This window comes from Methylobacterium sp. DB0501 (assembly GCF_011043735.1).
GTDB classification, from domain to species: domain Bacteria; phylum Pseudomonadota; class Alphaproteobacteria; order Rhizobiales; family Beijerinckiaceae; genus Methylobacterium; species Methylobacterium alsaeris.
Window position 1 is genome coordinate 43,867 of sequence record NZ_JAAKGV010000029.1, and the last position, 18,529, is coordinate 62,395.

The window sequence follows — 18,529 nt, forward strand, 5'->3', positions numbered from 1 at the left end:
TCGGCCCCGCGCATCAAGCGCGGCAGGAGAACCGGTCGTACGGCGAAATCGGCACGATCGGTATGTCGGCTTCGTAGCGGTAGACCTCGAGCCGCAGCCAAGCGAGTTCGCTTGCAACGTCGGCTTCCGGTACGTCTTTGTACCAGCATTTCGTCTGAGATTTACTCCCGTCGTCCCACCGATAACGCCGAGATTTAAGGATATTTTTGCTCTCGTACGGTGTGCGAACGGCTTTGATACGGTATGTCGGATCGAAAGCAATCTCAAGTAAGTACTCGTAGCCAGTCCTTCCGGACTGAGGCAGCGGCCGAGACAGTATCTCGAGCGTCGCCTGGCAGTCGTCGACGGCGCGATGAGCGCTGTAGATCATACCAAAATCGGACGCAATGTAGCTGAGCTTGCTACCCATGCCCTCTGCCGCCCACGGGATTTGGGTTAATGAGCATCCCCAGGGTTTTTGCGCGAGCATCGGACAAAGATCTTCGGCAAATCTACGGTCGAACCCCGCGTTGTGCGCGATGACGAAGTCGGCCTCGTCGACGATCGCCTCGACTTGAGATCGGTCGATCATATGCCCCTCGACCATGCTGGGCTCGATCCCCGTCAGGCGCGTGATCTCGGGCAAGATCGGCCCGAACGGCTGCTGAAACGAACCATATGGCGTCCCGGCTTCGATCAGGCGGCCGTCAACAGTATAAGTGAACGGGAGCAATCCGACTTCGATGATTTCGTGGTAGTCAGGATCGAGGCCCGTGGTTTCGAGGTCGATAATGAGGCCGTGTCGGATTTCCTCGCCTGGAGCCGCGATGCCGAAGTTACGACGAGGTCTATGACGTCGGAGGACGCGATAATCACCATGCCGTTCGAGTGCGGACGCGACGATTTCAGGATCGATGTCAAGCACTTGGCTTGCTCTCCTTTGGGGAAGGACAAGCGTAAGATAAATACCTTTGGGGAAAACGATACACAGGATATCGTTTTTGATCGATCACGTTTTCGTGATCGGGAGAAGCCTCATGGATAGGCGGCTGATCAAAGCCGCACGCGCTGCGTTAGGATGGTCGCAGCCAGACCTCGCTGAGCGCGCGGGCGTGCAGCGCTTGGTCGTCGCGCGGTATGAAGCGGGAACGCAGACACCGCATCCGAAGACGATGGTACGTCTGGTCGAGGCTTTGCGTGCAGGAGGCGTCGAGGAAATCGTGCGCGAAGATGGTGCGAAAGGAATTGTTCTAACTTCGAATATCGGTAAATAACCTTTATCCGCGGACACGAAATTCGCCGTCAAAGGCCCGGCCATCCGAAGTTTTGATCTGAAATATTATGCGGTGCAACACTCGTCGCTGGCATTCGGCTATCGGTGTCTTGGGCCCACCATATCGATCTATAGCGGCACCACCCCTTTCATGTGTGCCCATGATCAGCATGGGCTGGAGCAAGGCCGGCCACTCGCGTGCCACCCCACGCGGGCACGACGCCCCCCTTGCCCCTGTCTGAGGATATGCCGAGGGGCTGGCAGGACGATGCGCGGTCTGCGACAAGAGACCGAAGTGGGGCGCGATGTGGCCCTATCGGCCACTCGTAATGCAGAACGACACACCCAGCACGACCGTCAGCGACCCCGCCCGCCTCGCAGCCCTCGATGGGCTGGCCATCCTCGACACTCCTCCCGAGCAAGGCTTCGACGACATCGTCCGTCTGGCAACTCGCCTCTGCGCGGCACCAGTCGCCCTCGTCAGCCTGGTCGCTGCAGATCGGCAATGGTTCAAGGCCCGCGTGGGCTTTCCTCAATGCGAGACCGCGCTCAATGCGTCAGTCTGCGCTCACGCCCTCGTCGAGCCCGATCTCCTCGTGATCCCCGATCTGACGTCGGACCCGCGCACGGCCCCGAACCCACTTGTTACCGGTGAGCCCTTCATCCGGTTCTATGCCGGTGCGCCGCTGCGCCTGACGGGCGGACACGTCGTCGGCTCCCTGTGCGTGATCGATACCGCCCCCCGGCCTGCGGGCCTGACGCCTGACCAGGCCGACGACTTGCGGGCGCTGGCAGGCCAGTTTTCGACCCTTCTGGATATGCGCCGCGACGTCGCGCATCGCGACAAAGTCCTCGACAACCAGCGTGCCGAGCTTCAGCAGGCACGACGTCTCGACCTCCGCGCCAAGGCAGATGGACATCGGGTTGGAGCAGTCAGCCTGGCCCTTGGGCGTTCCCCGGCCGGCACGGCCACCAGCCCCTGTCCGAGGCCGCCGTCGCCTACCACCTGATCGATAAGGCCAAGGGCCAAACGAAAGGGCCATAATGGGCGCTGCCAAGAACAACCCTACGACGATCACCACCTTCGGCCGTGGGCGCTTCGCGCCCGATCAGGTTCGGGTTTGGGAAGCCGACCAGTGCGCCGCCTTCGCCGTCGCCATCGAGCGCCTGCGCGGCTGGCCGGTCCACGCGACCTTTATTGGCGACGAGGTGGTGCGCCTCCAGGCCGAGAACGCCAGCGACCAAGTCTACGACCCGCGCGGGATCTTCGCCGCCGAGCGATTCGGCACCGCCGTGCTGATTCCGCTGACCCAGACTCGACGGGATTGGCCACCCTCGGCCTTTCAAGGCACGCGTCTGCGCTTAGGAACGCAGTGCGTTGGCGCAGAGGGACTCGCCGACCTCGGCGTCATCGTCGACGAGACACGCATCGAGGCCGCCACCGTCCAGATCGAGGCGAACACGGCCTACGCCGAGCTCGTGCCGACACGGCCTCATCCATGGCTGCCGGCGAAAACGCTTACTCGCTATTCCTGGAGCGGCTGTGTCGCCTATGCTGAAGCCCTATCGCGGATCACCGGTCTCCCGGCCATGACGATGACCCCTGTGCAGGTCGCCCAGGGCCACGACATCAGCGGGAAGCGGATCCACGCCGTCGTGCAGCATCCTGATGGGACTGTCGAAGATGTCTGGGGCCGCCAGTCCGCGGAAGCTGTAGCGCGTCGCTATGCGATGGTGCGTTGGGCACTGGACGCGCAGGCTCACCGCGCGATGATGGAGGAAGCCTACTGTGTCCGCCCAGCGGCGGCCGACGATGTCGCCGAGGCGGAGGCCCTGATCCGGCAGTACCGAATTCCAGCTCCAGCCGCCAAACGTAGCTAAGTCTATCGTCGCTTTCGAACCTATTGTCAGCGGCGCAAGCGTGTCACAAACTGCAACGCCGAGACACGACCTCGTGGTGGCCGACCATCGCGACGATCGTGACAAAAGATTCTGCCACAACGAACTTCCCGCCGCGTCTCACATATAGAACTTGTATTCGGCCCGGACCGGCATCTCAGGCCCGACGTGTTTCAGTACGTCGCTGACCATCCGCGAAAACGCGAGTGTGATCGGCACCCCGTCGGAGAATGACGCGTTGTTCACGTTCATCTTCGTCAGGGCGAGAACCTCCGTCGCCAGTTCGCGAAAGCCGCTGTCGCCGTGCTTCTCCAGGATCGTCCACGGCTCTGGGACATGCACCCCGAGGTAGGTATCGAAATACGGGGTGAACCCGTGCGTGTAGATCAGCGGATAGGTCCCCTCGATCATCGCGAAGGTCCCTCGGACCGGCGGGTACTGGCCTTTGCGGCTCAAGCGGATCTTCGTCTGATCCAGGGCGACGAGGTCAATGCTGGCGTCGCGGTTCACCGCCTCGATGCCGGCGTAGAAGCCCTCAAGCTCGTTGTACGCCCCGTGCTCGGAGCCCCAGAACCGCGAGCTCTTGTGAACCACCACGCGCTTAGGCGGCAGACGGCTGATCCGCTGATACGCGTTCAGCGTCTTTTGGATCAGGGCGTTGGCATCCTTCTCCATGAGATGGGGCGTGCGTCCCATCTCGTCGACGTCCCACTCGAACGGCTCACCGCGCAGGACCACCCCCTGTCCGAGGTAGTCGAACGCTTGCGCCACGCCAGAGCGCATGACCGGGCGGCCTTGGGCGTTCTCGGTCTGGTAAAAGGTGATGCCGATGTAGCAGGTGTCGGCTCCGAGCCCGTGACCGCGCCACGGGACGCCGCCCGCCTTGAAGTACAGGCCCGTCGCGAAGTTCCACGCACGTGTCGCCTTGTCCTGCAGGCCGGCGTTTTTCCCGATCAGCGTGTCCTCCCGGATCAGCTGAATGGGCACGCCCCATTTCATGCTGCGCGCCTTGAGCGCCCGGCGCAGGTTGAGGAACGTGCCGTCACGCAGGGTCGCGGTAGTCGATCCCTCCAGAAGAACCTGAGGCATCGCGACGAGGATCACGTCCGGGGCTGGAGCCGCCGTCGCGATGCGCTCAATGTGGTCGGTCATGAGATCGGTCGCGCGTTCTACGCGCTGCACCTCGCTCTGCAGGTCGGAAATCAGCCGAGCCTCGCGGTCCGTGAAGGTCGAGTGCCACCGCTCCGAAGACACGAGCGCCGTGGCGAAACTCGTGTCCGCATTCATCCCGACGAAGTCCGGCGTAAGCCCCTTCACCAGCGCCTCGACATAATCCTCCTCGTTGAAGGGCTCGTCTGACGTCGCTATGGCTGGAGGCCGCTGCTCGGTTTTGTCAGTTTCGATCGAGCCGCGGCACTCATCGATCCATCGCTCGCACAACTCGACGGTCGCGCGGGTGCCGACGATGCCGAATCCGTGCGCCCGTAGGGGCCGTGCTCGGCCAAGCCCGTCTTCTTGTCGACGTGCAAAAAATGCCCGGCGAACTCAAGATGCGGCTCGGCGATGTACTCAACCGTGATGTCCATGGATAGCGCTCGTTACACCTTCGTAGCCGATATGATGCGGACACTAAAATCGGCATCCGCCGTGAGCGGGACGCCGCTAACCGTGACTATCACCTGATCGTCGATGCATAGATCAAACGACGATTTGCTGCCCGACATCTGGCTCGCCCAGAACAACACGTTGCTGTAATAGGCGTTATTGAACTCCTGGGCACGCGCCCGGATCGCGAAGGAGGCCGCAGCCTTGCCTTCCCACTGTGTCGTGCCGTTCGTCGAGTAATGAAGGCCGGGATAGATCCCGACCGCCCACTGATTGCCGAAACGCTCAAACCGAGCGTTCAAAGCCAGGTGCTTGTAGAACCTGTGCTTCCCATAGGTATAGAACTTCGCGACGAGCCGCGTAGGGGCCCGCTGGCTGAAAACGTTGAACCACTTCCGGTGAATCGGCGTCTCCTCATCGACATCCCGGTTGATGAAGTACCGCCTCGGTGAACGCTGAAAGGTACAGCCGATTCGGTGGAGATGCTTGTGCAGAAGCCGGTTAAGCAGCGTGCGAAGGTGATCTTCGTTCTCCGCGCTCTGACCGAGCCAGTCTGCCAGGTCGAAATCCTCGAGCGCGCCGGGATCGACGACGTTCGCAAGGGCCGTCGTCGGCGAGGTCGGATCTGACAGCGTGATCAGCATGCCAGCCTGGTAGACGTAGGGCGGCACGAACCCCGCGCCTGTCAGTCGGTCGTGGAAATTGCGCTGCTTCTCCGGCAAGACCGGCGATATCCAGATCCGCTCCGGCAATCGTAGAACCGGGAGCAGATTGGTATAGAGCGTCTCGCCCTGATCGAAGGCGATCCGCTCGGGAGCCTGCTCGCAGATCTCGCAGAGCGCCGCATAGGCGCTCTCGTCGAACCGATCCGTCGCCTTGTCGAACAGGATCCGTAGCGGCGGCTTGAACGCGTCGGGATGATCCTTGATGTAGGCCTTGATGTCCTTCCAGTAGAGGCAATCGTCCTCAGGGTGGAAGACAATGAAGATCATCGGAACGTTAAGATTTCGCCAGTATCGAAGATCTTTGTCCGATACCGGTGCGGCAAAAGTTTCGGTATCGTCGCGAGCGATATAGCTGGCTCCCGACTTCGATTGTACCTTGACGATCTTGCCAGTACCGATGAGCCCGTCGCCATCCACTCGCGGGCGGCACAGCTCGATCTCGCCATCGATGCCGACGTCGTCCTTCTCCTGCTCGCGCCAGATGCAGCGCATGCCGTGGACGATCGCGGAGATGCGGTCTAAGCCGCGCCATTCCGAGATCTTCGATTTCGGTACGATCTTGTGCGGAGCGTTCACGCAGCGTCCTCTCCTGGGACGTTCGATCTCTGTTCTCAAGCTAATGCGTGGCAACGCGCTCGACCAGGGGGCCCGCTGCGAAATGCGAAGCTTTTTCGCAACCAGACCTTCAGCATGCGCGGATGGCGCACATCATGAGGGCATGGGGAGAGCGGGTACAGGAGCCCACGGTCAATCCGTGGATCGGATCACAATTCTCGTTCCGGTGGTCCGCACAAATAAAAAAGCCGCCCCTGTGGGGCGGCTCGCTCCGGTCAGCCTGAGTGGCGCTTCAGAGCTTGCTCTTTACCGTGTCGGCGGCACTCTTGATGCCGTCCTTGACGTCGCCGGTGGTCTTCTGAGCCTCGCCCTTCAACTCCTGGGCCTTGCCCTCGGCCTGCAGCTTCTCGTTGCCGGTCACGCTGCCGATGCCCTGCTTGACGTTGCCGACCGCCTCGTTGGCCAGACCCTTGATCTTGTCGGTGGTGCTGCTCATCGGACTGCTCCTGCGATTTGTAGGAAAGGGGATTGCGTCAGACGCGCGGGGCGCGGCCTCGCATCAGGCCGACGACGGCCGAGATCGCGAACAGGACGATCGCCACGAAGAAAATCAGCTTGGCGGCTTCCATCGCCGTGCCGGCGATCCCGCCGAAGCCGAAGAGGGCGGCGACCAACGCCACGACCAAGAAGGTAACGGCCCAGGACATCATCGATGTGAGCTCCGAGGGAGTGAGGAAACGCCAGTCAGCGGATCGCGTAGGGCGAGGCGAGCACCACCCGCACCTTGCGGGGCGAGGCGGCGTGATGGGTTGCCGGCGCGGCCTCAACCGTGGTGGGCGGAGCCTCCGGTGCGGCCAGCGCGCTGACGGGAAGTCGCAGCCCGGTATCGCCGAGATAGACCGTCGCACTCGGCTCGGCCGACGCCGCGACGGAGCCCGTAAGGGTCACGGCTGCGGCAAGCATCGCGGAGAGGAGGACGGTCTTCATGGCAGCAATCCGAAGCTTGACTGTCTGATGTGTTGAGAACGGCCAAGCTCGGATCGGTGTTCCAGAAATTTTCTAGGGGCGAGGAGGGGAACCTTGCTGGAGCCGCCCGTTCTCGCGTCTCCCAGCGACGGGGTGCGACGGGCGCAAAATCCCCCTTGCCAGACACGTCGATCACGGAGCCCGTCGTACCCACTCACCACATCCGAGAAGCAATCTCGCGCTCCTCAGCTCCAACGACGTTGGCATAAATAGCCGTCGTGGCGATATCGGCGTGACCCAGCCATCGTTGCAACAGGTTGAGCGGCACCCCAGAACGGAGTGCATGCACACCGAACCCGTGGCGCAAGCCTTTTGGAGACGCTGCAGCCCCTTCGATGCCAGCATCAAGCATGACGTCTTTGATGTAGCGCCAGGCGGTATTCCTGGCGATCCCCCAGAGACGCTCGTGCGGCGGTCCAGGTCCGTGGACGCGGAGGAGACCGTCGAGGTAGTCACTCGGGACGGGAACCTCGCGCACTATGCCTGGGCGACGCTTCTTGAGGCAGCGCAGCGCGATGATCCCTCCCTCGACATCAAGGTCGGCGCGTGTGAGATCGAGTCCTTCGGAGATCCGGCAGCCTGTCCAGACCAAGGTCAGGCAGAGCGTTTCGATTGTTGGCTGACAACGCGCTGCGGCTGCAACAAAACGGACACGCTCGGCCGGTGTCAGGTACTTGCGTTGGCCGTCTCGCGAATACAGCGAGTCGACCGCTGGAGACGCCTGGCGTTGCGTCATAGCTGGATGTCCCGACGTGGCCACGACTCGGCGGGCGACCGTGGCTGTTAAGAACGCTTTTGCCAATTCTGATCCACGCACCGCGCAGTTCCTGACGTAGCTGCTACCGCTCTCAGCGGAGCCCCTCCAGCGGCTAAGCTTGTACCCCGTGATTCGGTCTGGCCGCAAGCCTAGAAACATCGCAAATTCAGAGTCATGATCAGAATTGGCAATAGTGTTCCAGGAATTGCATGATTTTTCTGGATTTATCTGAAGCTTAGCGATTCGCTTTGGTTTTGGATTCACCTGAATCGCGGGTCGCTGCCCGATCCCGGGTGGCGTGCCTATGCCTCATGGTCCGCCGAACACTCGGATGTCTGTCGATCCCGCTCAGGCCGTGTGCATTCGCGCGCCTCTTCATATCGACCTCCCTTCCATAACGAGGCCGCTACCAATGCTCCCCGATCACTCCCCTCGCAGTGTCAGCGGCCTCCAGCACTACGACCACGTGCTGGACCTCACAGGTCGGCAATACCGCCTTACGGGGGAGGGCGTGACTGTCGGCATTGTCCTCGGGATGCTTGATACGCGGACGGGGCATCTTCCAATCGGCCTTGTCGACGGGCGGCGAGGATACTGGGAAGGGACGCTCTACTACGATGCGAACAGACGTTGCCTCGACATCGCCGACCCGGACCGCTGGGTTGCATTTGTCGGCACGTACGCTGGCGGCGGCTGGCTGCTCGATCTCGTCGGAGGACTTGGCAGCCTGGCCTTGACAATAATCGGCGCGGTTGGCTCAACGATTGCCGACATATTCAGCTTTGCCATATTTCCGGCAATGCTGTTTGGATTCGCTGGATTGCTTGTATACTGTTTGCTTGGCTACGCCGTTTTTGTGACCGTGCTGCAACTTTTGCCGTATCTGATCGGCGGCATCGTGGCCTGGCTCGGTCTCTGCGGACTGATCGCCATCGAGCGTCGCGCTCGCTGCCGCCGCGCCGGACAGGCCCTTGAAGCCCTGCTCGAGCGACAGCTCATGCCCGTTTTCGGCTAACGCCGGATCAAGTCCTTCCTGTCAGCGATGGATACGATGATAACGAGACCTCAGCTTACCCTGGGCTTGCTGGCGCTGTGCGCCCTCACAGCCAACGCCTCCGCGGCTCCAGATCTTCTACCTCTCGAACGAGGAGCTTACGCCTTCGAGACGACAGCCTGTCCTGAGCGCTCCCGCGCTGAGATCATGACGTACTGGGGTGATCGTCTCAATCAGTCCGGAGCTGATTGTAAGATCAGCGACGTTCGTAGCCAGGGGCAAAGTTACACCTATCGCGCGCAATGCAATATTGATGGAGAGCGCAAGCCGCGGGTCGAGACGGTCACACTACGGATTGCAAATCCGAAGCACTTCGTCATCACGCAGGTCGTCGACGGAAAACCTTATAGCACGGCGTACAAGTGGTGTTCCTACCGTGCGTTCGATTGATGGAGGACGTGATGAGCCTCTCACGAATTGGCGGCGCGACGCTCCTGCTCGCCGCGCTCTCAGGCTGCTACCAGGCCCGCGTCCCCGCTATCGAAAGCGGTGATGCTGTACCCTTCGGTGATATCGCGAGCTGCATAGTTCGCGATAAGCATTTGCGGTTCGATCTCACGCATCTAGAGCCTACGGCAGGTGGTGGTACGATCTACCGGCTAGGCAATGAGACACTGGCATTCAAGAAACTCAGCGACACGCTGTACCTCGCTCAACTCAATTCGTCTGGGCTGTATCGGTACGGCTATGTGATGCGCAACGGCAGCGGTCTCGAAGTTCTCGCACTACGAGACGAGATTGATGCGAATCCGAACGTGCGGGCGATTGCGCCGAACATCCTTTTCAAACCGGCATTGCACGGCTGGCAGGAGATGGTGGCTACAGGCGGCGATCTCGCAGCTTTCTTGGGTGGGGCAAAGCTCGGCATGATGCGTAGCGTCGGTGAATGTTCGATCCGCAAGGCGGTTCCGCCGGACACGCCGCTCGCGAAGGGGTTGCGGCTCTCAACGACCCGCGAGGAGGCTCTCAAGCTACCGGGTGCAGAGGCGTGCGATCTCGGCGATGTGTGTCTTCCGCTCTCACCACAGACGATCGAGCGCGTTCCTGCCGCAGAGCGAGCCGGCGTACGGATCCAAGTTGCGTTCGAGGTAGATCGTGTGAAGTCTGTGACCCTGACTGCAAAGGGGATCAGCCCAGCCAACTCGGGAATCATTCTCGATGATGTGAGTCTGGGTCTATCCAGGTTTGGCCCGTACGATACCCCACTCCTACTGTCATTTAATAATCGCCGTGTAGACATGCTTGCGGTGCGGCAGCTAGCCGCCTGGAATCCGCAACGAGCTGCTGAGCAAATGCGATCCCTTGATCAATTCAAGGATGTTTCGGCGACCGTGCGCGATCCGGCCTTCCGATCGGCAGAGATCCTCATCGTGCCGGCTGAGGCATTCGCGACGATCCAGGGGTTTGCAACTGCTGAAGCGGCTATGGCTGACCTACGGCAGCGTCAGGCTCCCTATCACCGCATCGTCCTAAAGCAGTCTGGTGCGGGCAAAATTGATGCGACGCTCGAGCTTGTTCCCTGATGCGCCGCCGTAAGCGTGAGGGCGGTCACGATCAACGAGACGATCAATGCCAGCGTCTTCGACCGCTGGCGAGCCAATGCCGACTACCGGCCGGTGAACCTGGCGGATTGGGCACAGCGCCACGGCATCGAGCCCGGCTCCATCACGACTCCTGTCCTCGCACACGATCCACGGACCGCAGTTCGCCCATAGCCGGCCAGACATGCGACCGACTGGCCGCCGGAACCGCACGATGGCTCTGGATTGGTGCAGGCAACAAGTAAGACAGCGCATCATGCCCCAGGGTGCGCTGCACTTCGTATCCAACTCTGAGTATCGCCTAATGGATTTCTAAATCCGAAATACATATCAGCCAATACAATTCGCCGATGCAATGATAATATGATCTCTATGGATACGAGCTATCCTCCGAAATCATGCCGAGGGGTGTGCTATAAATTTACGTTGATGAAATATTTGCTTTAATGTTGCAGACTCGTCAACCGGCGAAATAATGCATTGCGCGCGGCGTTCGATGCCTTGAATAAGAATCGCAAACCAGCGACACAGATTGCAACGTTTGCGCAGGGTGTCGCGATGAGTCGGGGTGGATGGCGCGGTGTTCTGCCGATCGTGGCGGTCGTGGCTTTGATGGGTCCGGCTGTCGCGCAGGTTACGCCTCTCGACATCTTCGGCGGCCTGCTCGGTGCAGCCCAGATCCAGTCCGCGCGCGAGACCTGGGCCCGGCTCTCGACCCTCGACCGCTTCTGCATCGATCGCGCGCTCGTACGGCGAAACACCAACATCGAAGGCCTGATCCAAAGCGGCATCGGCCCCGACGACGGACGGCTCGGCAGCACCTTCGCCGAGTGCCGGCGCTTCACCGAGCCGAACCTCCGGCGCAATTTCGGCTGCACGACGACGGACGAGCACGGGTGGTCCGTCGCGACCACGTGCAACCAATCCTTCGCCACGCGCGACGGCAACAACCAGGCCCGACCCGTCGAACCCCGGGAGGCGATCGAGCTGCATTTCTCGGGCACACGGGTGGTTGTCGCCGAGGTCGAGACCGGCGAGGCGCGCGAAACGCGGCAGGCCCGGGCGGAAGCGCAAGGGCGGGCCGAGCAACTCCAGGTTCTCAAGACCAACCTCGCGGCGTACCAGCGCGACGCGTCCCCGGTCGTCCGTTCCGAAGCCGCGCGGATCCAGGGTCGGATCGAGCAGCAGCTCGCGGCCCGCACCGGGCCCTCCGCGCTCGACACCGAGACGATCAACCGCGAGGTCGGCGGGCTCGGCCCGTTGTCACAGGCCGAGGCCGTGCGCCTGTCGGCCCTCGATCGGATGAGCACCCTGCGGGCCCAGGCCGAGGCGCGCACCCGGAGCGATGCTCCCGAGGGGCTGAAGAAGCGGCTGGCCGATCTGCGCAAGGAGGCGGTCGCCCTGTCCGAGCCGCCGCGCGCGATCCAGCCGCCGAAGCCGGCCGCGGCAGCCCGCGATCTGGGGCCCTCCTTCGACTGCGAGCGGGCCAATACCCCGCTGCCGACCCTGATCTGCGAGGATTCCGGTTTGCGCCGGATCGACCTCGAGATGGCCCGGCCCTTCTACGTGCTGCGCCACCTCAAGCCCGAGGCGGGGGCGGAGCTGAAGGCGGAATCGAACGAACTGGTCGAGCGCACGCTCAAGACCTGCCGCATCCCTGAGTCGGGCAAGGTCACGGCGGCCCTGCGCGCCCGTGCCGTCCCGTGCATCGCCGCGACCTATCAGCGCCAGAAAGAAGCATGGGCCGCGCGGGTGGGCCGCGACGGATCGCCCGCCGCCCGGCAGGAGATCGGCCGGCCGATCGAGGAGCACGTCCGCCTCCAGGAGGCCCTTCGCACCGCCGGCCACCTGGCGGCCGACGCGGTCGCCGACGGCGTCTACGGCGGCATCACGCGGCGGGCGATCGTCGCCTATGCGGAGGCCCAGGGCCTTCCGGGCGACGGCTTCCTCGGTGCGAGCCTCGCCGATCGGCTCGGGCGTGGATCGAGCGCCGGCCCGAGTCTCGTCGTGGTCACGGATCCGGGCCTGCCCGCGCGCATTGATGCGGTCGCCCGACGCTACGAGACCTATCTCAACGACCTCGGCGTCGAGGAGCAGGACCGGAGCGCACGGCTCCAGGCCCAGCACCGGCTCGACGAACTGCGCAAGCGCGCCGAGACCGTCCTGACAGGTCCGGTGCCGGACGATCTGCGTCCTGGGCTGACCGAGATCATCCAGCAATCCGAGGGGGCCGCCCCGCGCGATCTGCCGCGTCTCGCGGAGACCCTTGGCCGGCGGTTTGCCCAGATCGAGCCGCGGGTGGTCGAGGCCGAGGCAGTGCAGCGCGCCGTCACCGACAAGAACCGCTTCCTCGTCGAGGGGGATGCCGGCGACCTCGTGCTGCTCTTCAACAGCTCGCCGCGTGCGAACGCGGTCGTGCGCGGCCTCGACGGCAGCCTCGTCTTCGATCCCGAGCGGACGGTCGCCTGCGCCCTGCCGGATGCTCCGGCCGACCGCATCGTCCTCGAACAGCTCGTCGCCACGCTGCGCAGCCTCAAGGCTCCGATCCGCGAGACGCTGGCGCGCTGCACCGGCGCGCAGCAGCTGAGCGCCGACCTCCTCGCCCTCGATCGCGGTGCCTTGCGGGCGCAATCCGGGCTGTTCGCCACCATCGCCTCGGCGGTCGATACCGGTGTCTATGCGCTCGCCGGGACAGTGCTGAAGAGCGACATCGAGGCGGCGCGCCAGCAGGAGGGGATCCGCGCGGCGGAGGCCGAGAGCGAGGTGGCCCGCGGAACCTCCGACGGGCTCGCAGTCCTCGCCTTCGGCTCCGGTTCGCGCACGGTCTGCCGCGTGGCATCCGGCGACAAGGCGCTGCACGACCGTCTCCTGGAACCCCACGACGCCTTGCTCAAGGCCGAGCTCCGGGGTGCGACGACCGTCGTGGCGGCGAGCGCCGACGGTGCGTTCCTGTCGATCAAGCGCGGGCAGTGCGGGGCCGTCTACGGCAGCGCGAAGGATTTGGCCGTCCTGATCAAGGGGCTCACCCGGGACGGCGTCAGCTTCCGCTTCCTGCCGATCTGGATTTCGCCCGACACCGTGTCCAAGGCGCAGGCGGCTTTAGCGGAGCAGGGCGAGACCCAGCGTCGCGAGCGCGAGGCGGAAGCGGGCCGGCGCGAGAGAGACCAGGTCGAGAGCCGGCGCGCGGCCCTCGTCGAGCGCCTGAAGCGCGACGCGACCGAGGCGGAGACGACGCTAAAGGGCGGCATCCCGCAGGATCTCCAGACCTTCCTGTCGGGGTTCGTCGCCGACGTGACCGGGATCGTGCCCGAGACCAGCGACGAGCGCCTGAAGGAACTCACTGAGGCCTATGCGGGCAAACGGTCCCGGATCGATGCGGCCGCGCGGCTCGCCCGGGCGGTGACGGGGAAGAGCCGGTTCCTGCTCGAGGGCGGTCGCGGCGACCTGATCATGCTCTACAACGACAGCGGCAAGGCCCCGTCCGTCGTGCGCAACCTGCGCGGCGAACTGGTCTTCGAGGACGGCCGGGCCGCCGCCTGCCTGTACCACGCGCCGCTCTCGGACGTGTTCCTCAACCGGCAGATCCGCGACCGGAGCGCCGGGCTCGGGGCCAAGCTCGACCTGCCGCTCCAGGCCTGCGGGCCGAACGACCTCGCGAAGCAGGACCTGATCTTCGCCGAGCGCGAGCGCCTGCTGCGCGAGCCCGTCGACCGGGTGATCACCCTGGTCGAGGCCGTCAACGGCAACCTGTTCGCCCGGCTCGCCGTCGTCGATGCGGCGGCGCTCGCCGCCGTGCGGCAGGCGGACGCCGCCAAGGCCAACGAGGTCGAAGCGCTGGTGCGCGGTGCTCAGGGTGACGGCTTCGGCGTCGTCGTGGTGCCGAATCCGTCGAGCGTGCTGTGCCGGGTCACGCCCGACAAGGCTGAGGCACATGCGGCCATCCTTACCCGCCTGTCGGATCGGATCGGCGACGAGCTGCCGGGTCGTCCGGTCGTCGCAGCCACCTCGGCGGACGGAGCCTTCATCGCGATCAAGCGGGCCGAGTGCGGCGCGGTCTATGCCGGGGCGGCCGATCTCGCCGCGATCACCGAGGCGATGACCCGGGACGGCCTGTCCCACCGCTTCCTGCCGCTCTGGATTGCGCCCTCCGAGGTCGCCCAGGCGCAGACCGAGATCGACGGGGGTAAGACGCGCAGCGCCGAGGAGCAGGTCAAGCGCCAGCGCGAGCTCGACGACCGGCGCAGGCTCGACCGCGAGAAGGAGAAGGACGAGAGCGCCCGACGTGAGACCCGGGAGCGGGCCTTGCGTGCCCAGTACGGCGAGCGGGCGCGGTTCTTCGAGCAGGCTCTCGGCGAGGAGGCGCGCGGCTTCGCGACCGGGACGCAGCCCGACGCCTTCCTCTCACGCTATCCGCGGCTCGCGCGGCACTATCAGGCCCAGCGCGAGGATCGCTGGGAGTTCATGTCGAGCGAGACGACAGTCCTCGATTACGGCACCGCCCTCTACAAGGATCGCCCCCTGGAGACCGTGCTGGCGACCACGCGGATCAGGATGCGCAACCGCATCAAGGGCGAGTACCAGGACGTCTGCTACGTCACCGGCTACGTCAACGATGCCGAGTTTGGCGTCACGCGGGATCCGTTCGGTGAACCCTGCGACGAGGTCGGACCCAAGCTTGCCCGCTACAAGCTCGGCGAGCGCTTCTCCAGCCGGTGGATCGCGCAGTGAGCCTCGAGACGATCGAACCCGTCGCGGACGTCGAGACCGAGTCCACCGTGCGGGTCGGCTGCACCGCCACCGAGCACGTCAGTCTCGCCTATCATGAGAACGCCATCCCGGTGATCCGGGAGATCGTCGTCACCAACCCTTCCGATCGCGACCTCGTCGACCTGCTGATCCGGGTCGAGAGCCGACCGGCCGTCGTGCAGCCGCTGACCCTGCGCATCGACCGGATCCCGGCCGGCGCGAACCATCACATCGAGGCTCCCGATCTCCGTCTCGATGCTGCTTTGCTCGCCGGCTTCACCGAGGCGAGCCGCCTGGAACTGGCGACGATCCTGGAAGAGGCGGGGAGCGAGCGCGCACGGGACGTGGCAGAGATCCGCCTCCTGCCGCCGTCGCATTGGGGTGGGGGCGTCAGCGCGCCGGAGCTGCTCGCCGCCTTCGTGCGGCCCAACGATCCGGCCGTCGACGTGGTCCTGCGTGATGCCGCGACGAAGCTCGGCGAGGCCGGGCGCGAGACCGGGCTGAACGGTTATACGACGGGCAAGAAGGTCCGCGCCTGGGAGCTCGCCGCGGCGATCTGGGCGGCGCTCGCCGACCGGAGCATCGCCTATGTCCTGCCGCCCGCGAGCTTCGAGCGGGCCGGCCAGAAGGTGCGCGGTCCGAGCGAAGTGCTGGAGCGGCGGGTCGGCACCTGCCTCGACCTCTCGCTCCTCTACGCCGCCTGCCTGGAACAGGCGGGGCTCAACCCGGTCCTGGTGCTGACGGAGGGCCACGCCTTCGTCGGCCTGTGGCTGCAGGACGAGGATTTCTCCTCAGCCGCCATCGACGACATGCAGCTCCTGCGTAAGCGCCGGGATCTGCAGGATCTGATCCTCGTCGATACGACGTTTCTGACCCACAACCCGCCAGCGGGATTTCCGGCGGCGACGGCCCGAGGCAGTGCGCAGGTCGAGGACGATGCTCCCGCCGCGCTCGAGGTCGCGATCGACGTCCGCCGGTGCCGCCGGCGCGGCATCCGCCCGATGGATCTCGGGGAGAGCAGGCCCGGCATCGCTCCCACACCGACGGCTCCGATTAACCAGCCGATCGCCCCGCCGCCCTCGCTCGGAGACGACGAGAAGCGACCGCCCGTCGACGAGGCCCCAGAGACCCCGGTCGGTCGCCTGGAGCGCTGGAAGCGCAAGCTCCTCGACCTCACGCTGCGCAACAAGCTCCTCAACTTCAAGTCGGGGACGGGGTCGGTCGCCCTCGAATGCGTCTCCCCCGGAGCCCTGGAGGACGGGCTGGCGGCGGGGCACGAGTTCCGGCTCAAGCCCGTCTCCGACGTGCTGGCCGGGTCCGACGAGCGCAGCGCCGATCTGTACGCGAGGCGGCATCAGGACGACGGCCGTCGCAGCTACCTCGAAGCGGCGCTCGCCCGGCGGGAGATCTACACCACCGCGACGGAAGCCGATCTCGATCGCCGCCTGCTCGATCTCTACCGGCTCGCCCGCAACGGCTTCGAGGAGGGCGGGGCCAACATCCTCTACCTGGCGATCGGCTTCCTGTCGTGGACCCGCAAGGAGGGCGAGGCCGCCTATCGCGCGCCCCTGCTGCTGGTCCCGGTCGCGCTGAAACGCTCCAGCGTGCGCGCGGGCTTCCGCCTGGCGCTGCACGACGACGAGGTGCGGATCAACCCGACCCTGCTCGAGATGCTGCGCGAGGATTTCCGGTTGCGGATGCCGGAGCTCGAGGGCGAGCTGCCGCGGGATTCCTCCGGCATCGACGTCGACGGCATCATGCGGATCGTGCGCGGGCATGTGCGTGACCTGCGTGGCTGGGAGGTGGTGCCGGACGTCGTGCTGTCGGCCTTCTCTTTCACCAAGTACCTGATGTGGAAGGACTTGGTCGATCGCGCCGAGCTTCTGAAGCGCAACCCGGTCGTGCGGCACCTGATCGAGACGCCGAAACACTCCTACGGCGACGGCACGTCCTTTCCCGAGCCGGCCAGCCTCGATCGAGACCATCCACCCGAGACCGTGTTCGCGCCGCTCTCGGCCGATTCCTCCCAGCTCTCGGCGGTGCTGGCGGCGGCGCAGGGCAAGGACTTCGTGCTGTTCGGGCCGCCCGGCACTGGCAAGAGCCAGACGATCGGCAACATGATCGCCCAGTGCCTCGCGCAAGGGCGCACGGTGCTGTTCGTCTCGCAGAAGACGGCCGCGCTCGAAGTCGTGCAGCGTCGCCTGCAGGAGATCGGACTTGGCGATTACTGCCTGGAGGTGCACTCGACCAAGGCGCAGAAATCGGCGGTGCTCAACCAGCTGCGCAAGGCCTGGCACGAGCGGACGACGCCCTCGCAGGGGACCTGGGACGAGGCCACGAGCGAGCTCAGAGCGCTGCGCGAGGAACTCAACGGCCTCGTGAGCGCGCTGCACCGGCGGCGCGAGAACGGCCTTTCGGCCTACGAGGCCTTCGGGCGCGTGATCGCAGCCGGCGGCAGCGATGTCGGGCTTCGGCTCACCTGGCCGGACCATCTCGCCCATGACGCGCAGACGCTCGCAACGCTGCGCGCGGGCTGCCGCGAATTGCGTCCGGTCCTCGCCGCGGTGGGATCGCTCGCCGATCATCCTCTTCAGGGCGTCGAGGCCACGCAATGGTCGCCGGTCTGGCGCGACGACATGAGCGCCGCGATCGAGGCCGTCGAGAGCACGCTCGTGGCCCTGCGCACCAGCGGACATGCCTTCGCCGGGGCGATCGGCCTGCCGTCCTTGCTCGCGACCTACACCGGCACGCGCGGGCTCGTGGTTCTCGGCAACTTCCTAGTCCGGCCCGAAGCGCGATGCGGAGCCGCCTTCCTGGCTGATGGCACGGGCGACCTGCATCGGGCGGTCACCGCACGCGAGCACTTCCAGGGGACGCTGGATACGCTGCTCGGCCGCCTGTCCGGCCGGTACCGTCCCGGCATTTTTGATCAGGATCTCGCCAGCCTCCAGGCGGAATGGACGGCCGCGCAAGCGTCGAACTTCCTGGTGAAGGGTGGAAAGCTCAAGAAGGTCCGAACGCAGGTCCAGCCCTATGCAGAGGGGGTGCTGCCGGAGGATATCGGGCCGGACCTCGTCGGGCTCATCGAGGTCGCCCGGCACGTGAAGGCAGGCTGTCCCGGGGACGCGCTCCTCGCCCGGCTGGGGCCGCCCTGGAGCGATCCGAACACGCCAGCCTCCGAGTTTCAGGCGGCCGTCGCCTGGGCCTAGAAGGTCGAGCGTCTCCTCGACATCCTCGGTCCACCCTCGCTCGGCATTGAGGGCTTACGCGATCACCTGGTCCAGCTCGTCGAACGCCAGGCCCGGGCCCTGGGCCAGGGCGGACGCATCGCGCAGGCCTACGCGGCCTTCGAGCAGGATCGCGGGCGGG

The 18,529-nt window shown here is 64.9% G+C and carries 14 protein-coding genes; 7 read left to right on the forward strand and 7 right to left on the reverse strand.

Annotation, left to right across the window (positions count from 1 at the left end; all coding sequences use genetic code 11):
• Positions 1-13: 13 nt before the first annotated feature.
• On the reverse strand, positions 14-904 hold the full coding sequence (locus tag G4G93_RS31035; protein ID WP_165090781.1) for a 3'-5' exonuclease: 891 nt from the start codon (positions 902-904) through the stop codon (positions 14-16).
• A gap of 112 nt (positions 905-1,016) precedes the next feature.
• On the opposite strand from G4G93_RS31035, the gene G4G93_RS31040 reads away from it, so the two are divergent.
• The 3 genes from G4G93_RS31040 to G4G93_RS31050 all read left to right on the forward strand — a co-directional run bounded on the left by G4G93_RS31040 (position 1,017) and on the right by G4G93_RS31050 (position 3,133).
• A complete protein-coding gene (locus tag G4G93_RS31040) occupies positions 1,017-1,253 on the forward strand; it encodes a helix-turn-helix transcriptional regulator (RefSeq protein WP_165090783.1) in 237 nt (78 codons plus the stop codon).
• A 328-nt stretch (positions 1,254-1,581) separates the two neighbouring features.
• Positions 1,582-2,262: a GAF domain-containing protein gene (locus G4G93_RS31045; RefSeq protein ID WP_165090786.1), complete on the forward strand. Its 681-nt coding sequence runs from the start codon at positions 1,582-1,584 to the stop codon at positions 2,260-2,262.
• 34 nt (positions 2,263-2,296) lie between these two features.
• Positions 2,297-3,133, forward strand: coding sequence for a hypothetical protein (locus tag G4G93_RS31050; RefSeq protein ID WP_165090789.1), 837 nt, complete (start codon positions 2,297-2,299; stop codon positions 3,131-3,133).
• 138 nt (positions 3,134-3,271) lie between these two features.
• On the opposite strand, the gene G4G93_RS31055 is transcribed toward G4G93_RS31050, so the two are convergent.
• The 6 genes from G4G93_RS31055 to G4G93_RS31080 form a co-directional block, all read right to left on the reverse strand.
• The gene (locus G4G93_RS31055; RefSeq protein WP_165090791.1) at positions 3,272-4,591 is read right to left on the reverse strand and encodes an argonaute/piwi family protein; all 1,320 of its coding nucleotides are present in this window, start codon (positions 4,589-4,591) and stop codon (positions 3,272-3,274) included.
• A 158-nt stretch (positions 4,592-4,749) separates the two neighbouring features.
• Positions 4,750-6,057 carry a DUF4365 domain-containing protein gene (locus G4G93_RS31060; protein WP_165090794.1) on the reverse strand — a complete coding sequence of 436 codons (1,308 nt, stop codon included), beginning with the start codon at positions 6,055-6,057 and terminating at the stop codon, positions 4,750-4,752.
• A 271-nt stretch (positions 6,058-6,328) separates the two neighbouring features.
• Complete coding sequence (locus tag G4G93_RS31065; RefSeq protein WP_165090797.1) at positions 6,329-6,532, reverse strand: CsbD family protein; 204 nt, start codon at positions 6,530-6,532, stop codon at positions 6,329-6,331.
• Positions 6,533-6,569: 37 nt separating this feature from the next.
• The gene (locus G4G93_RS31070) at positions 6,570-6,746 is read right to left on the reverse strand and encodes a DUF1328 domain-containing protein (RefSeq protein ID WP_165090800.1); all 177 of its coding nucleotides are present in this window, start codon (positions 6,744-6,746) and stop codon (positions 6,570-6,572) included.
• 34 nt (positions 6,747-6,780) lie between these two features.
• The gene (locus G4G93_RS31075; protein ID WP_165090802.1) at positions 6,781-7,023 is read right to left on the reverse strand and encodes a hypothetical protein; all 243 of its coding nucleotides are present in this window, start codon (positions 7,021-7,023) and stop codon (positions 6,781-6,783) included.
• Between the two features lie 193 nt (positions 7,024-7,216).
• A complete protein-coding gene (locus tag G4G93_RS31080) occupies positions 7,217-7,798 on the reverse strand; it encodes a tyrosine-type recombinase/integrase (protein ID WP_165090805.1) in 582 nt (193 codons plus the stop codon).
• A 433-nt stretch (positions 7,799-8,231) separates the two neighbouring features.
• Between G4G93_RS31080 and G4G93_RS31085 the strand changes: the two genes are divergently transcribed.
• The 4 genes from G4G93_RS31085 (at position 8,232) to G4G93_RS36270 (ending at position 18,369) form a co-directional block, all read left to right on the forward strand.
• Positions 8,232-8,834 (forward strand): hypothetical protein, encoded by a 603-nt coding sequence (locus G4G93_RS31085; RefSeq protein WP_165090807.1) that lies wholly within the window; start codon positions 8,232-8,234, stop codon positions 8,832-8,834.
• 440 nt (positions 8,835-9,274) lie between these two features.
• Entirely contained in the window at positions 9,275-10,396 is a 1,122-nt protein-coding gene (locus G4G93_RS31090; protein WP_165090809.1) for a hypothetical protein, read from the forward strand.
• Positions 10,397-11,026: 630 nt separating this feature from the next.
• Positions 11,027-15,142 carry a peptidoglycan-binding protein gene (locus G4G93_RS31095; RefSeq protein WP_165090812.1) on the forward strand — a complete coding sequence of 1,372 codons (4,116 nt, stop codon included), beginning with the start codon at positions 11,027-11,029 and terminating at the stop codon, positions 15,140-15,142.
• Positions 15,139-18,369, forward strand: a complete 3,231-nt coding sequence (locus tag G4G93_RS36270; protein WP_312892303.1) for a DUF4011 domain-containing protein — start codon at positions 15,139-15,141, stop codon at positions 18,367-18,369. The genes G4G93_RS31095 and G4G93_RS36270 overlap by 4 nt, the downstream gene beginning before the upstream one ends.
• Positions 18,370-18,529 lie beyond the last annotated feature (160 nt).

Coding starts and splice junctions, on each gene's coding strand:
- G4G93_RS31045 (WP_165090786.1), top strand. CDS start 1,582: ATGCAGAACGACACACCCAGCACGACCGTCAGCGACCCCGCCCGCCTC.
- G4G93_RS31095 (WP_165090812.1), top strand. CDS start 11,027: ATGGGTCCGGCTGTCGCGCAGGTTACGCCTCTCGACATCTTCGGCGGC.
- G4G93_RS31040 (WP_165090783.1), top strand. CDS start 1,017: ATGGATAGGCGGCTGATCAAAGCCGCACGCGCTGCGTTAGGATGGTCG.
- G4G93_RS31075 (WP_165090802.1), bottom strand. CDS start 7,023: ATGAAGACCGTCCTCCTCTCCGCGATGCTTGCCGCAGCCGTGACCCTT.
- G4G93_RS31065 (WP_165090797.1), bottom strand. CDS start 6,532: ATGAGCAGCACCACCGACAAGATCAAGGGTCTGGCCAACGAGGCGGTC.
- G4G93_RS31050 (WP_165090789.1), top strand. CDS start 2,297: ATGGGCGCTGCCAAGAACAACCCTACGACGATCACCACCTTCGGCCGT.
- G4G93_RS31090 (WP_165090809.1), top strand. CDS start 9,275: ATGAGCCTCTCACGAATTGGCGGCGCGACGCTCCTGCTCGCCGCGCTC.
- G4G93_RS31085 (WP_165090807.1), top strand. CDS start 8,232: ATGCTCCCCGATCACTCCCCTCGCAGTGTCAGCGGCCTCCAGCACTAC.
- G4G93_RS31070 (WP_165090800.1), bottom strand. CDS start 6,746: ATGATGTCCTGGGCCGTTACCTTCTTGGTCGTGGCGTTGGTCGCCGCC.
- G4G93_RS31080 (WP_165090805.1), bottom strand. CDS start 7,798: ATGACGCAACGCCAGGCGTCTCCAGCGGTCGACTCGCTGTATTCGCGA.